We start from the raw sequence: 14196 nt of genomic DNA, 5'->3' as shown, positions 1-14196 counted from the left end.
GACGATATCACTGCACAGCGGAAACTCGCTTTCGTGCTCGCTCAGCGTGTATTTGTACAGATTCTTCAGTAAGCGGTGGGTATGTTCGTCCACCGTGTAAGCATGGAACAGGTCGAACTGCATCTGACCGACAATGTTACGCCACTGCGGCAGGTAGGCCGCCAGCACGCCGTAGCGGTGCATCAGAGTAATAGCTTTGTCCATGCCTCTTGGGTGACGGATAATGGCCAGAAATAGCTGACGGCAGGCTTCATAATCCTGTAAATCGCCCATCAAACGGCGCCGTACCTGACGGATTAAACGCATGGTTGAGGAGTGAACGCCGGTGATGTTTGAATTATTAGCGATGTGCCAGAATAACCGCAACAGGTTATCGCGTCTGGCGAACACGGCATTGTCGCGCGCGACAATTAAATGGCCCTGCAGCTCAAAGTAATCATCCAGGATCAGGGTTTTGACTTTTTCTTTATGGTTTAAAATGCTGCCATCAAAGTGCTGAAGCAGCATTTCATTCAGCTCACTGACGCGCTGTACGGTGCGGAAAAACCGTTTCATCATCCGTTCTACCGAAGCTTTACCGTCGGCGCCGAAGCCCAGACGCTCGGCTACGGCTGGCTGATAATCAAACAGAATACGGTTTTCATTGCGGCCAGCTTCCATGTGCAGCGCGAAACGCATCTGCCACAGGTAAGCTTCACATTCCATCAGCTCCTGATATTCATCTTCCGTCAGGTACTGGTACGCAACCAGTTCACGCATAGTGCGGGTTTGAAAGTGGCGTTTGGCAACCCAGCCAATGGTTTGAATGTCGCGCAGACCGCCCGGGTTGGCTTTTAAATTCGGTTCCAGATTGTAGGCTGTGCCGTGGTACTGGGCATGGCGCTGTTGCTGCTCGTGCCGCTTGGCCTGAAAGAAAGCCTGGCTGGTCCAGAAACTGTCTTTGCTGACTTCATGCTGCAGTTGCTCAAATAGCGGTTTATTGCCTGTCAGCAGGCGCATTTCCAACAGGTTGGTGGCGATGGTAATGTCGTCTTTACCTAATTTAACCGACTCTTTGACGGTGCGGACGCTGTGGCCCACTTCCAGCCGTAAATCCCACAGCAGGGTAATGAATTGACCAATAGCATCTTGCTGAGCTGCCGACAGCCGTCCTTCTGATAAGATCAGTAAGTCGATATCAGAACACGGATGCAGTTCGCCACGGCCATAACCGCCGACGGCAATCAGGCTTAAATCTTTACTTTTATGTAAGCTAAACTGATGCCACAACTGCACCAGTACATCGTCAATAAAGCGCGCTCTGGCTTTAACCAGCACATTGACCGGATGCTGCGAGAAACTTTTACCTAACCAGTCCTGAAAATCGGCAAAATGCTTTTTATAGCTGTCCAGGCTGTAACTGTCCGGAAGCGCTTTGCTATAGGTTACCGCCTGGCTCATACTGCTACTCCGTTATTATTCCGCGGTTAAAATGCGCTCAATGGTGTCATCGCTGCGCAGGGTTAATATTTCGCAGCCGGTGTCGGTCACCAGAATAGTATGCTCAAACTGTGCAGATAAACTGCGGTCTTTCGTGACTACAGTCCAGCCGTCAGCCAGTAATTTACTATGGCGGCCGCCGGCGTTAATCATCGGCTCTATCGTCAGGCACATGCCGGTTTTCAGCACTTCACCGGTACCCGGCCTGCCATAGTGCAGTACCTGCGGGTCTTCATGAAATACCGCGCCGATGCCGTGGCCACAGTATTCACGCACCACTGAGTAGCTGTGTTTTTCCGCATGTTGCTGAATAACATGGCCGATGTCACCCAGGCGGACACCGTTTTTCACTTTTTTAAGGCCCAGGTACATGCATTCCTGTGTTACGCGGATTAAGCGTTCCGCCATAATGCTCGGCTTTCCTACCACAAACATCTTTGAGGTATCACCGTGGTAGCCGTCTTTAATCACGGTAATATCAATATTGATGATGTCGCCGTCTTTGAGCTTCTTATCGCCCGGAATACCGTGGCAGATCACCTGATTAACAGAGGTACAGATAGACTTTGGGAAACCGTGATAATTCAGTGGGGCAGGGATAGCCTGCTGTTCGTTTACAATATAGTCGTGGCAAAGGGTGTTCAGCTCATCGGTGGTGACACCGGCTTTAACATAGGGCTCTATCATTTCCAGCACGTCGGCGGCAAGGCGTCCTGCTACGCGCATTTTCTCAATTTCGGCCGGGGTTTTGATGGTTGCTGTCATGCCTGCTCTCTTTGTAGTACTTAGCGTGATACGGCTAGCGCGTTGTGCCTGCCGAACTGCTGTAAAAATACACATTTGATTGTGTTTGTAAGGTGTCTATGGTATAAAGCGCGCCGCAAATTAGCAAATCGCTTTGTGGTTTATTACAGAACCATTTTGTTCTTAATTAGACCCAAAGGCTGCCTAATAAGCGTAATGTAAACAAAACACACATGTATCGACACATATTCCGGGGTGCTTTGCTCTGCACTGAACCACAGTCAGACCAGGGTCGGCATATGGGATACATGGAGGCTTAACCCCTTATACAGGAATTTAAATCATGGCAAAAGTTTCTATGCGCGACATGCTCCAGGCGGGCGTGCACTTCGGTCACCAAACCCGTTACTGGAACCCAAAAATGAAGCCATTCATTTTCGGTGCGCGTAACAAAGTACATATCATCAACCTGGAACAAACTGTTCCTATGATGAACGATGCACTGGCATTCATTCAGCAAGTTGCTGCGAAAAAGGGCAAAATCCTGTTCGTTGGTACTAAACGTGCTGCCTCTGAAGCTATTAAAGAAGCTGCAATCAAGTCTGATCAGTTCTATGTAAACCACCGCTGGTTAGGCGGTATGCTGACTAACTGGAAAACAGTACGTCAGTCAATCAAGCGTTTAAAAGATCTGGAAGCGCAAAGCCAGGACGGTACTTTCGACAAGCTGACTAAGAAAGAAGCTTTAGACCGTACCCGTGAAATGGACAAGCTGGAAAAGAGCTTAGGCGGTATTAAAGACATGGGCGGCCTGCCAGACGTGCTGTTCGTGATCGACGCTGACCATGAACACATTGCGATCAAAGAAGCTAACAACCTGGGTATTCCTGTTGTTTCTATCGTTGATACCAACTCTGATCCAAAAGGCGTTGACTTTGTAGTACCAGGTAACGATGACGCGATCCGCGCTATTCAGTTATACCTGAGCGCTGTAGGTCAGGCTATCCTGGAAGGTCGTGACAAAAACATCGAAGTTCAGGCTGAAGCCGAAGCCTTCGTTGAAGCAGAGTAATTTCTCTGTCATTAGCGCAGGCTAAGCTTGCGCTAAACAGTGCAAAATTGCGACAGGGGCCCCGGCCCCTGTTTGTCCAACCAGAATTATTTTGAGGAAGCTCCCATGGCTGTAACTGCCGCTTTAGTTAAAGAACTTCGCGAGCGCACTGGCGCTGGCATGATGGATTGTAAAAAAGCATTGGAAGAGACTGCTGGTGATATCGAAGCAGCAATCGACGCGATGCGTAAAAGTGGTCTGGCCAAAGCTGCCAAGAAAGCAGGCCGTATCGCTGCTGAAGGTACTATTATCACTCGCGTTGGTAACGGTATTGGTTTAGCAATCGAATTTAATTGTGAAACAGACTTCGTTGCCCGTGATGCCAGCTTCCTGGCGTTCGCTAACGCTGTTGCTGACTTAGCACACGCTAACAAGCTGTTCACTGCAGAAGCTATCTTAGCTGCTGACTTAAACGGTACTTCTGTTGAAGATACCCGTGCTACTTTAGTTGCGAAAATCGGTGAAAACATCAACGTACGTCGCGCTGCCGTAGTTGAAGGTGCGGTTATCGGCCAGTACGTGCACTCAGGCCGTATCGGCGTATTAGCCGTACTGGAAGGCGGTAACGAAGATATCGCTAAAGATGTTGCTATGCACATTGCTGCTAACAACCCAGGTTATGTTAACCCGGAAGATGTGTCTGCTGAAGTGGTTGAGCGTGAGCGCGAAATCCAAATCGATATCGCGGTTAACTCTGGTAAGCCAAAAGAAATCGCAGAGAAAATGGTTGCGGGCCGTATGAGCAAGTTCACTGGCGAAGTAAGCTTAACTGGCCAGCCGTTTGTTAAAGACCCATCAATTACTACTGGTGAGTTCCTGAAGCAAAATGGTGCTAAAGCAGTTTCTTTCATTCGCTTAGAAGTAGGCGAAGGTATCGAGAAGAAAGAAGAAGACTTCGCTGCTGAAGTAGCTGCACAAATCGCTGCTGCGAAGAAGTAATTTATTCTTCTGCCTGACGGCAAAAAACGCTAGAATAACCGCGGCTTTCGGTCTTAACCACCGGGCCGCGGTTTTTTTATCCGCAACATTCCTAACTTTATCCAGCACTACGAGGATGTCATGAGCACGAATCCAAAACCGACTTACCGCAGAATATTACTAAAACTCAGTGGCGAAGCGCTGATGGGGGAAGAAGGCTTTGGTATTGACCCTAAAGTGCTCGATAGAATGGCACAGGAAATCAAAGAGCTGGTCGAGCTTGGTGTGCAGGTCGGCATTGTGATTGGCGGCGGCAACATTTTCCGTGGCGAGGGTTTGGCTAAAGCCGGTATGAACCGTGTAGTCGGCGACCATATGGGCATGCTGGCCACGGTAATGAACGGGTTGGCAATGCGTGACGCTTTGCACCGTGCATACGTTAATGCTCGCATGATGAGCGCTATCCCATTAAACGGTGTGTGTGATAACTACAGCTGGGCTGAGGCCATTAGTTTGTTAAAGTCAGGCCGGGTGGTGATTTTCTCCGCCGGTACCGGTAACCCGTTTTTTACCACCGATTCTGCAGCCTGTCTGCGCGGCATTGAAATTGAAGCGGATGCGGTATTAAAAGCGACGAAAGTAGATGGGGTGTTCTCAGCAGATCCGGTAAAAGATCCTACGGCAACACTATACCATCAACTGACATACACTGAAGTGCTGGAGAAAGAGCTGAAAGTCATGGATCTCGCAGCATTTACTCTGGCCCGCGATCATAACTTGCAGATCCGGGTATTTAATATGAACACAGCCGGTGCCTTAAAACGCGTGATTATGGGCGAGCAGGAAGGCACAGTAATCGACCACGCAGAAAATTTACAGTAAACTACCTGGCTTGGTACTGCATCTGTAACCAGATGCAACGAATAAAAAAAGGATACAGATCGTGATTAACGACATTATTAAAGACAGCAAAGTACGGATGGAAAAAAGCGTGGAAGCGCTGAAAGGCCAGTTAACCAAAGTACGTACTGGTCGCGCTCACCCCAGCTTACTTGACGGTATTATGGTGTCTTATTACGGCGCAGATACGCCTCTGCGTCAGGTGGGTAACGTATCAATTGAAGATGCCCGTACGCTGGCTATCACCGTATTTGATAAAAGCCTGACTGCTGCGGTAGAAAAAGCCATTATGGCATCAGACTTAGGTTTAAACCCAATGTCTGCCGGTACCGTTATCCGTGTACCACTGCCACCGCTGACTGAAGAGCGCCGTAAGAGCCTGGTGAAACTGGTGCGCAATGAAGCTGAAGGCGGCCGTGTTGCAGTACGTAATATTCGCCGCGATGCCAATGCTGATTTAAAGACGCTGCAAAAAGACAAAGAAATCAGTGAAGATGACGAGCGTCGCGCAACAGATGAAATTCAGAAAATCACTGACAGCTTTATCAAGCGGATTGATGAAGTATTAGCAGAGAAAGAAAAAGAGTTAATGGAAGTGTAAATAACACTGCCATTTTATGGTATTAGCGTCGTGACGCTTGGGCTTTACGGCGCTTTTTTCTATTTGGCGTTTTATTTTGCATGGTAACAAGGTTAACCGGCTATCGTCTGATTAACCCGGGGGAAGGACAGGTCACATCTATGACTGCAATGACGCAGCTGGAACCGCAAAGTTTGCCAAGGCACGTGGCAATTATTATGGATGGCAATGGCCGCTGGGCGCAGCGCCAGGGAAAGCCGCGGGTATGGGGCCATAAAAGAGGCGTTGAGGCCGTACGCCGTAGTGTTAGTTTTTGTCGGGAACTGGGCATCCAGTCGCTGACATTATTTGCTTTTAGCAGTGAGAACTGGCGCCGTCCGGAAGATGAAGTATCAACGCTGATGCAGCTGTTTCTGATGGTGCTGCAAAGTGAAGTGAAAACACTGCACAAGCATAATGTCCGGTTAAAAATTATTGGCGATTTATCTGCCTTTAGCGATAAATTGCGTGCCAGCATAGCCCAGGCGGAGCAGCTGACAGCAGAGAATACTGCGCTGACGCTGAATATTGCCGCCAACTACGGTGGCCGCTGGGATATGGTAAATGCGGCCAGAGAATTGGCAAAGCAGGTCGGCCAGGGCAGACTTGACGCTGAACAGATAGATGAGCAGTTATTTGCGCAGCAGGTACAGATGCACGATCAACCGGAGCTGGATTTGTTGATCCGTACAGGCGGTGACTTGCGCATCAGTAACTTTTTATTGTGGCAGGCAGCTTACGCCGAGCTATGGTTTACACAAACGCTGTGGCCTGATTTTGACCAGCAAGTGTTTTCTGAAGCAATAGCTGCCTTTGTCAACCGAGAGCGACGCTTTGGCTGTACCGGAGAGCAGATCCGGCAGCTTGCGTTGCAAGGTAAAGGATAACGAGATTGTTTAAACAACGGGTAATTACTGCGCTGATTCTGGCGCCTCTGGCACTAATGGCGGTATTTTATTTGCCGCTGGCCGGGTTTGCATTGTTTATTTCTGCCGCTTTTTTGCTTGGTGCCTGGGAATGGAGTGGCTTATGTGGTCTTGCCAGCAAAGCGATGCGCGGGGTGTATGTAATACTGACGGCCATTATTTTGTCGCTGTTGTACTGGCAGTGGCCCGTGCCGCTGCAATGGCCGGTAGAGCACAATGTACTGCTGAGCAGTTTGTTACTGGCCGGTATCGGTTGGTGGATACTGGCGATAGTGCTGGTGTTGACCTATCCCAGGAGCCAGAAATTATGGGCGGGCAGTGACTGGGGCAAAGCACTGATGGGGTGGCTGACACTGGTGCCGGCATGGGTAGCGGTGCTGTTTATTCGCGCAACTGATTATGCTGCGTCAAATTATACCGGAGCCTGGCTTATTTTTTGTCTGCTGGCGCTGGTATGGGCAGCCGATATAGGTGGTTATATTGTCGGTAAGCCGTTTGGCAAACATAAACTGCTGCCTAAAGTCAGCCCGGGTAAAACAGTCGAAGGAATGCTCGGTGGTTTGGCATTGGTCGCGATAGTGGTAACTGTCGTGGCGTGGCTGCAGGACTGGCCTGCCCAAACCGGCATTTGGTACATTTCTGCTTTGTTGCTGACTGTGCTGTCGGTATTTGGTGACTTAACAGAAAGTATGTTTAAACGTGTTGCCGGCAAAAAAGACAGTGGCGCTTTTTTGCCCGGTCATGGTGGTATTCTGGATCGGATTGACAGTTTGACTGCAACTGCACCGTTGTTCGCTATTATCGTGGCACTGTATGGCGGCTTTTACTGATGCGTAATGTGGTGATCCTGGGCTCTACCGGGTCTATTGGTGTCAGTACTTTATCTGTGCTTGCCGCACATCCTGAGGCTTATCAGGTGCTTGCGCTTACCGCGGCCAGCCAGTGTGACAAGCTATTGCAGCAATGCCTGCAGTTCAAACCACGATACGCCGCTATGCTGGACGCACAGGCAGCAAAGAAGCTGGCGGCTGAGCTGAAGCTGGCAGGTTGCCCGACTGAAGTGTTAACGGGTTTTGATGCGCTGTGCCAGCTTGCTGCGCATGCAGATGCCGATATCGTTATGGCCGCTATTGTCGGAGCCGCAGGTTTATTACCGACCTTAGCCGCGATTGAACGGGGTAAAACGGTTCTGCTGGCAAATAAAGAAGCGCTGGTGATGAGCGGTGAACTGTTCATCAGTAAAGTGAAGCAACATGGCGCGACCTTACTGCCCATAGACAGTGAACACAACGCTATTTTTCAATGCTTGCCGGCGGCGTTACAACAACATACCCATGATCAGAATATTCAGGACTATGGTATCGGTAAGCTGTTACTGACCGGCAGTGGCGGGCCCTTTTTGAATACGCCGCTGACGGAGTTTCCGTTTATTACACCCGCTCAGGCGGTAGCGCATCCAAATTGGAGCATGGGGCATAAAATCTCTGTCGACAGTGCAACAATGATGAACAAAGGGCTGGAATTTATCGAGGCCCGCTGGTTGTTTAACTGTCAGGCCAGCGACATCGATGTTGTTATTCATCCGCAAAGCATTATTCATTCTATGGTGCAGTATACCGATGGCTCGGTTTTGGCGCAGTTAGGTCAGCCCGACATGCGTACGCCGATAGCACATGCTCTGGCGTTTCCTCAGCGTATTGCCAGCCCGGTGGCGCCGCTTAACTTTAAGCAAATGCGTGATTTTACCTTCACCGAACCGGAGCCGGAGCGTTACCCCAATCTTTATCTGGCGATGACGGCTTGCGCCGACGGGCAGGGGGCAACCACGGCTTTGAATGCCGCAAATGAGGTTGCTGTCGCGGCCTTTTTGGCCGGAGAAATCCGCTTTACTGATATCGCACGGGTTAATGCGTTGAGCCTTAACAAGTTCACCGGCTTTCGTGTCAGCACTCTGGATGATATATTGGCGCTTGATACAGAGGCTAGAGTGCACGCCCAACAACAACTGAGGAATTTGTCCTGATGTCAGGTGCGATCTGGAATTTACTGTCGTTTATAGTCGCGCTGGGTGTGCTTATCACAGTGCATGAGTTCGGCCATTTCTGGGTCGCCCGCAAAAACGGCGTGCTGGTAAAGCGTTTTTCAATTGGTTTCGGTAAGGCGTTGCTGCGTTGGCGGGATAAGCAGGGCACCGAGTTTGTTATTGCAGCTATTCCGCTTGGCGGCTATGTACGGATGCTTGATGAGCGCGTAGATCCGGTGCTGCCGCAGTTTAAAGATCTGGCGTTTAATCATAAAACTGTCTGGCAGCGTATGGCCATCATTGCTGCTGGTCCTGCCGCCAATTTCATCTTTGCAGTGTTTGCGTTATGGCTGATGTATATGTTGGGCGTACAAACGATGCGTCCCGTCATTTCCGGTATTGAGCCGCAATCGATCGCTGCTCAGGCTGGCGTGACTGCGCAGCAGCAGATTGTGTCTGTTAATCAACATGAAGCTACTGATGCAGGTAGTGTAAATCTGTTACTGGTTGAGCAAATTGGTAGCGACAGCATTACGTTAGGTCTCAAAGATATTACTACATTACAAGAACACAGCGTGGTGCTGGATACCCGTAACTGGCGGTTTGACCCTGAAAACCAGAGTGTGTTCGGCAGTCTTGGACTAAATTTAGCCCGGCCGCAGGCGTTGACTGAAATCGCTGTTGTGGCACCAAACTCTGCGGCGGAAAAGGCCGGTATCCGCGTTGATGATAAAATTCTGCGTATCGATGATGAGTTAATCGATAACTGGACACAAATTCAAACCCTAGTCAGCAACTCTCCGGAACAGCCACTTAATATAGGGTTGTTGCGTGACGGCGCAGAGATTGAGTTGCAGGTAACGCCTGGACGGGTTGAAACGGAGGATGGTTTCTCGCAAGGTATGCTGGGTGTTTCACCGAAAGTCAGTGAGTGGCCTGAAGGCGTGTTGTATACCCAGCGTTACGGTGTGTTTGACGCTATCACAGCAGGTCTGGCACATACCTGGCAGCTGACCCGGCTGAGCTTTGCAATGATAGGTAAACTGGTTACCGGTGATGTATCGGTCAAGCACCTTAGCGGTCCGATTTCGATTGCACAAGGTGCCGGCACCACAGCCAGTATAGGTTTGGTTGCTTTTTTATCGTTTTTAGCGCTGATAAGTGTTAACTTAGCCGTCATTAATTTGCTGCCATTACCGGTACTGGATGGCGGGCATTTAATGTATATGCTGCTGGAACTAATGCGTGGTAAACCTGTCTCTGAAAAGACGCAGGAAATAGGTTTCCGGTTTGGGGCGTTAATCCTGCTGACGTTAATGGGAATTGCGCTGCTCAACGATATTTCTCGATTGTAAATAACTAATCATAAGTAGTTCAAATAATGACAATTAAACGATTAGTAGCTGCGATGTTACTGGCCTCTGCCAGTAGCTCGGTGCTCGCTGAAGAATCTTTTACGGTTCAGGATATTCAGGTAGAAGGCCTGCAACGCGTGGCGCTGGGTGCTGCACTGAATAATCTGCCTTTTAACGTAGGCGATACGATTACAGAATTCAATCTGTCGCGTAGTATCCGCACACTTTATGCTGCGGGCCACTTTGACGATATAAAAGTATTTCGCGATGGCAATACTGTTATCTACCGCTTGCGTGAACGCCCTACAATCAATGCGATCGAGTTCGACGGTAACAAAGATATTAAGGAAGACCAGCTGACAGAAAGCTTGTCTGGCAATAAGGTTGAAGTGGGGGAACCACTGGACAAGACAATACTGAAAAGTATTGAAAATGGCCTGACAGAATTCTATCACGGTGTCGGTAAGTATCAGGCAACCGTAGATATTGAAGTCACCTATCTGCCTCGTAACCGGGTAAACCTGAAAATCAAATTTGAAGAGGGTGATCCAGCGTCAGTCCGTCAGATTAATATCGTTGGTAACAAGCTGTTTTCTGATGAAGAGTTACTGCAGGATATCGAATCGAAGCAGGACTTGCCCTGGTGGCGTTTTATGTCATCCGACCGTTATCAGAAACAAACACTGCAGGGCGATATCGAAAAGATTAACAGCTACTACCTGGACAGAGGCTACTTACGCTTTAAAGTCGACTCTGAACAGGTGTCAGTCAGCCCGGACAAAGAATCGGTATACGTAACACTCAACGTGACTGAGGGCGAAAAGTACACCATTAAAGGGGTTAAATTCGTTGGCGATCTGATCGGTCAGGAAGAATTTATTACCAAGGTGATGCCGCTAAAGGAAGGCCAGCTTTATAATGGCGCTTTGGTAACCTACACCGAAGAAAGTATCGCTAAATTGCTGGCGCGTTTTGGCTATGCTAACTCAAAAGTCCGCACCATCCCGCAAATTAATGATGACACCAAAGAAGTGGAGCTGACGATCAGCGTTGATCCGGGCAAACGCGTGTATGTGCGCCGGATTGATATGAAAGGTAACGCCACCACTAAAGATGAAGTGTTACGCCGTGAGCTAAGGCAAATGGAAGGTGCCTGGCTGTCTAATGATGCGCTGGAATTATCCAAAAACCGTATTCAGCGACTGCCATATATGGAAAGCGTGGAATTTGAAACGCTGCCCGTTGCTGGCGAAGATGACCTGATTGATGTGGCCTTTACAGTAAAAGAACAGCCATCAGGCAGCTTCAATGCGGGTATTTCCTACGGTAACTACATGGGATTATCGTTCCAGATTGGTGTGCAGCAGGAAAACTTCTTTGGTACCGGTAACAGCGCTGGGATTAGCCTGAATACCAACAAATACCAGAAATCGATTAGCATGACGTACACTGATCCGTATTTCACGCTGGACGGTGTCAGCCTGGGTGGTCAGGTATTCTACTCCGATGTTGACTACAGCAGTGCATCGTCTAACCTGGAAGCATATAACCAGACGCGTTATGGTTTTGGTGCCAACGTCGGCTATCCGATTAATGAATACAACCGGTTAAACTTCGGTGCAAACTACGTAGTCAACAAGATCAACTCGATCAATGAGTATGATCAGTTACGCCACTTCCGCGCAGTCTTGTTGGATGCTCAGAATCCGGATGGCGGCTACCATTTTACTAACTATGAATTAACTGCAGGTTGGGTTCGCAGTACGTTAAACCGGGGCTTGTTCCCGACTGCTGGCCATTATCTTGGGGCAAGCATTAAAGCGAGCACGCCGAATTCTGATTTACAGTTCTTCAAAACGTCATTTGAAGCGCGTAATTATATCCCACTGAGCAATGATCACGCCTGGTCATTCCTGTCTAAAATTGAACTCGGCTACGGTAACGGCTATGGCGATAAAAATGGCTATGATTACACACTGCCGTTTATCGAAAATTACTATGCTGGCGGGCAGAACCTGCGTGGTTTTGAAAGCCGTATTATCGGCCCGCATGCCATATACCGTTATGCCGATTCGGTGCCTGGATTACCAGGTGGTTCGGGACCTGGCAATTACCCCAGTGGCCCTGAAAACGACGTTTATCAGGTATCACAGCGTTCTATAGGCGGTAATGCTCTGGCGGTGGTCACGCTGGAGCTGATTACACCAACACCATTTTTAAGTGACGACTATCGTAACTCAGTGCGTACCAGTTTGTTTGTTGATGCGGGTAACGTCTGGGATACCGAGTTTGACATTAACCGCTACAATGGCCTGACGCAAATTCAGACCAGCCAGCAACAACCGCAACTGATAGATTATTCAGATGCAGGTTTGTTTCGGGCGACAGCTGGTGTATCTTTACAATGGATTTCGCCTATGGGCCCGCTCACCTTCAGCCTGGCAAAAATCATTAAAAAGCAGGAAGGTGATTTGCAAGAAAACTTTAGTTTCAATATTGGTACAACATTCTAGATTAGAAAAAATAGGGAATAAAAGATGTTAAATATGCGTGCAGTAAAATCGGCAATGATTCTGGTTGCAGGTTTATTGATGGCTGGCACAGTTGCCGCTAAAGAAATGAAAATTGCTTATGTAGACGTTCAGGCAGTAGCCGCTAAGATCCCTCAGTCAGCAGCTATGCAGGAAACAATTAAAAACGAGTTTGCGCAGCGTATTGAAGCCGTTGGCAAGCTGGAAAAAGACATCGGTTTCAATATTGAGAAGTTGCGCCGTGATGGCCCGACGATGAGTGAAAAACAGCAAGAAGAGCTGAAAGCTACTGTAACCAGCCAGCGTCAACAGTATGAGCAGTTGGCCCGTCCGTTGGATGAAGAAATCCGCACGCGTCAGGCTGAAGAGCGCAACAAAGTACTGGCGTTGATTAAAGCCGCTATTGATGTGGTCGCTGAGCGCGAAAAGTTTGACATGGTATTAAACTCTGGTGCTGCAGTGTATGCCAAGCCTGAATTTGATATTTCTGAAGCAGTTGTTGCTCAGGTAAGCAAAGCAAAATAATGGCAAGTTTTATTCTTTCTGAACTGGCTGAGCGCTTAGGCGCTCAGCTGATTGGCGATGCGGATTGCAGCATCGTTTCTACCGCAACACTGGAAAATGCTCAATCAGGGCAAATCAGTTTTCTCTCTAACAGTAAATACCGTAAATTTCTCTCCGAAACTTCTGCTTCAGCAGTGTTGATTACTCAGGATGATGTTCCTTTTTTAGCTCCTGGTGTGGGGGCGTTGCTGGTTCAGAATCCTTACACGGCTTTCGCCAGGGTAGCTCAGCTGCTGGATAATACGCCTGCAACTGCGTCAGGTATTCATCCTACAGCGGTCATTGATAACAGTGCTGTGCTTGGCGATAACGTCGCCATTGGCGCCAATGCGGTGATATCTGCAGGTGTGCGGCTTGGTAACAATGTTCAGGTGGGAGCAGGCTGTTTTATCGGCGAGCAGGCGAGTATTGCCGATAACAGCAAAATATGGCCCAACGCCACAGTATATCACCGTGTCCGTATAGGTCAGCGTTGTATTATACATAGTGGTGCTGTGCTGGGTGCTGATGGTTTCGGCTTCGCTAACGAGCGCGGTACCTGGCTGAAGATACCGCAAACCGGCACTGTCATTTTGGGTGATGATACTGAGATTGGTGCGAATACAACGATCGATCGCGGTGCCATAGAAGATACTATCATTGGTAATAACGTCATTATTGATAACCAATGTCAGATTGCTCATAACGTTAAAATAGGCGATCATACCGCTATTGCCGGTTGTACTGTTGTCGCGGGCAGCACCAAAATAGGACGCTACTGCATAATTGGTGGCGCAGTTGTAATTAATGGCCATATGGAAATTTGTGACGGTGCGAATATCACTGGCATGGCCATGGTTATGAAGCCGATCACAGAAAAAGGCATATACTCGTCGGGTATTCCTGCCACCACTAATCAAGAGTGGCGTAAAAATACGGCTAAGTTACGACAAATAGATCAACTATATCAGCGGGTTAAGCAGCTTGAAAAGCAGCTTGCCACTGTGCTTCCAGCGCAGGATGCTGACCACCAGACAGAGGAATAGC

Annotated in this window: 13 protein-coding genes; 11 read left to right on the top strand and 2 right to left on the bottom strand. The window is 48.8% G+C overall.

Annotated elements, in window-relative coordinates; all coding sequences use genetic code 11:
* Both VIN66_RS17800 and map read right to left on the bottom strand, forming a co-directional pair.
* A partial coding sequence (locus VIN66_RS17800) for a nucleotidyltransferase domain-containing protein (RefSeq protein ID WP_331925231.1) occupies positions 1–1440 on the bottom strand: 1440 nt, incomplete at its 3' end.
* Between the two features lie 15 nt (positions 1441–1455).
* Entirely contained in the window at positions 1456–2244 is a 789-nt protein-coding gene (map, locus tag VIN66_RS17795) for a type I methionyl aminopeptidase (protein WP_331925230.1), read from the bottom strand.
* A gap of 322 nt (positions 2245–2566) precedes the next feature.
* Here map and rpsB point away from each other — a divergent pair, with 322 nt between their 5' ends.
* The 11 genes from rpsB (at position 2567) to lpxD (ending at position 14195) form a co-directional block, all read left to right on the top strand.
* Positions 2567–3295, top strand: coding sequence for a 30S ribosomal protein S2 (gene rpsB / locus VIN66_RS17790; protein WP_331925229.1), 729 nt, complete (start codon positions 2567–2569; stop codon positions 3293–3295).
* Between the two features lie 105 nt (positions 3296–3400).
* Positions 3401–4273 (top strand): translation elongation factor Ts, encoded by an 873-nt coding sequence (gene tsf, locus VIN66_RS17785; RefSeq protein ID WP_134057131.1) that lies wholly within the window; start codon positions 3401–3403, stop codon positions 4271–4273.
* 120 nt (positions 4274–4393) lie between these two features.
* Positions 4394–5134, top strand: a complete 741-nt coding sequence (pyrH, locus tag VIN66_RS17780) for a UMP kinase (protein ID WP_226767624.1) — start codon at positions 4394–4396, stop codon at positions 5132–5134.
* 61 nt (positions 5135–5195) lie between these two features.
* Positions 5196–5753 carry a ribosome recycling factor gene (frr, locus tag VIN66_RS17775; protein ID WP_331925228.1) on the top strand — a complete coding sequence of 186 codons (558 nt, stop codon included), beginning with the start codon at positions 5196–5198 and terminating at the stop codon, positions 5751–5753.
* A 140-nt stretch (positions 5754–5893) separates the two neighbouring features.
* Positions 5894–6658: a polyprenyl diphosphate synthase gene (gene uppS, locus VIN66_RS17770; RefSeq protein ID WP_331925227.1), complete on the top strand. Its 765-nt coding sequence runs from the start codon at positions 5894–5896 to the stop codon at positions 6656–6658.
* A gap of 5 nt (positions 6659–6663) precedes the next feature.
* Positions 6664–7527 carry a phosphatidate cytidylyltransferase gene (locus VIN66_RS17765; protein WP_331925226.1) on the top strand — a complete coding sequence of 288 codons (864 nt, stop codon included), beginning with the start codon at positions 6664–6666 and terminating at the stop codon, positions 7525–7527.
* Complete coding sequence (gene ispC / locus VIN66_RS17760) at positions 7527–8720, top strand: 1-deoxy-D-xylulose-5-phosphate reductoisomerase (RefSeq protein ID WP_331925225.1); 1194 nt, start codon at positions 7527–7529, stop codon at positions 8718–8720. Before VIN66_RS17765 ends, ispC begins: the two co-directional genes overlap by 1 nt.
* Complete coding sequence (rseP, locus tag VIN66_RS17755; RefSeq protein ID WP_331925224.1) at positions 8720–10075, top strand: sigma E protease regulator RseP; 1356 nt, start codon at positions 8720–8722, stop codon at positions 10073–10075. The genes ispC and rseP overlap by 1 nt, the downstream gene beginning before the upstream one ends.
* Before the next feature lie 26 nt (positions 10076–10101).
* The gene (bamA, locus tag VIN66_RS17750; protein WP_331925223.1) at positions 10102–12588 is read left to right on the top strand and encodes an outer membrane protein assembly factor BamA; all 2487 of its coding nucleotides are present in this window, start codon (positions 10102–10104) and stop codon (positions 12586–12588) included.
* 24 nt (positions 12589–12612) lie between these two features.
* On the top strand, positions 12613–13131 hold the full coding sequence (locus tag VIN66_RS17745) for an OmpH family outer membrane protein (RefSeq protein ID WP_134057115.1): 519 nt from the start codon (positions 12613–12615) through the stop codon (positions 13129–13131).
* Positions 13131–14195: a UDP-3-O-(3-hydroxymyristoyl)glucosamine N-acyltransferase gene (gene lpxD, locus VIN66_RS17740; RefSeq protein ID WP_331925222.1), complete on the top strand. Its 1065-nt coding sequence runs from the start codon at positions 13131–13133 to the stop codon at positions 14193–14195. Before VIN66_RS17745 ends, lpxD begins: the two co-directional genes overlap by 1 nt.
* The last annotated feature ends 1 nt before the right edge of the window (position 14196 follow it).

The sequence above is a fragment of the Rheinheimera sp. genome (assembly GCF_036568245.1).
Classification (GTDB): Bacteria; Pseudomonadota; Gammaproteobacteria; order Enterobacterales; family Alteromonadaceae; genus Alishewanella.
Note: the sequence above shows the minus strand (reverse complement) of the source record. Positions and strands in the feature narration are given on the sequence as shown.

Excerpts from the sequence above, each read along its gene's own strand:
- VIN66_RS17745 (WP_134057115.1), top strand. The coding sequence starts at position 12,613 with ATGTTAAATATGCGTGCAGTAAAATCGGCAATGATTCTGGTTGCAGGT.
- ispC (WP_331925225.1), top strand. The coding sequence starts at position 7,527 with ATGCGTAATGTGGTGATCCTGGGCTCTACCGGGTCTATTGGTGTCAGT.
- uppS (WP_331925227.1), top strand. The coding sequence starts at position 5,894 with ATGACTGCAATGACGCAGCTGGAACCGCAAAGTTTGCCAAGGCACGTG.
- lpxD (WP_331925222.1), top strand. The coding sequence starts at position 13,131 with ATGGCAAGTTTTATTCTTTCTGAACTGGCTGAGCGCTTAGGCGCTCAG.
- rpsB (WP_331925229.1), top strand. The coding sequence starts at position 2,567 with ATGGCAAAAGTTTCTATGCGCGACATGCTCCAGGCGGGCGTGCACTTC.
- rseP (WP_331925224.1), top strand. The coding sequence starts at position 8,720 with ATGTCAGGTGCGATCTGGAATTTACTGTCGTTTATAGTCGCGCTGGGT.
- pyrH (WP_226767624.1), top strand. The coding sequence starts at position 4,394 with ATGAGCACGAATCCAAAACCGACTTACCGCAGAATATTACTAAAACTC.
- bamA (WP_331925223.1), top strand. The coding sequence starts at position 10,102 with ATGACAATTAAACGATTAGTAGCTGCGATGTTACTGGCCTCTGCCAGT.
- tsf (WP_134057131.1), top strand. The coding sequence starts at position 3,401 with ATGGCTGTAACTGCCGCTTTAGTTAAAGAACTTCGCGAGCGCACTGGC.
- map (WP_331925230.1), bottom strand. The coding sequence starts at position 2,244 with ATGACAGCAACCATCAAAACCCCGGCCGAAATTGAGAAAATGCGCGTA.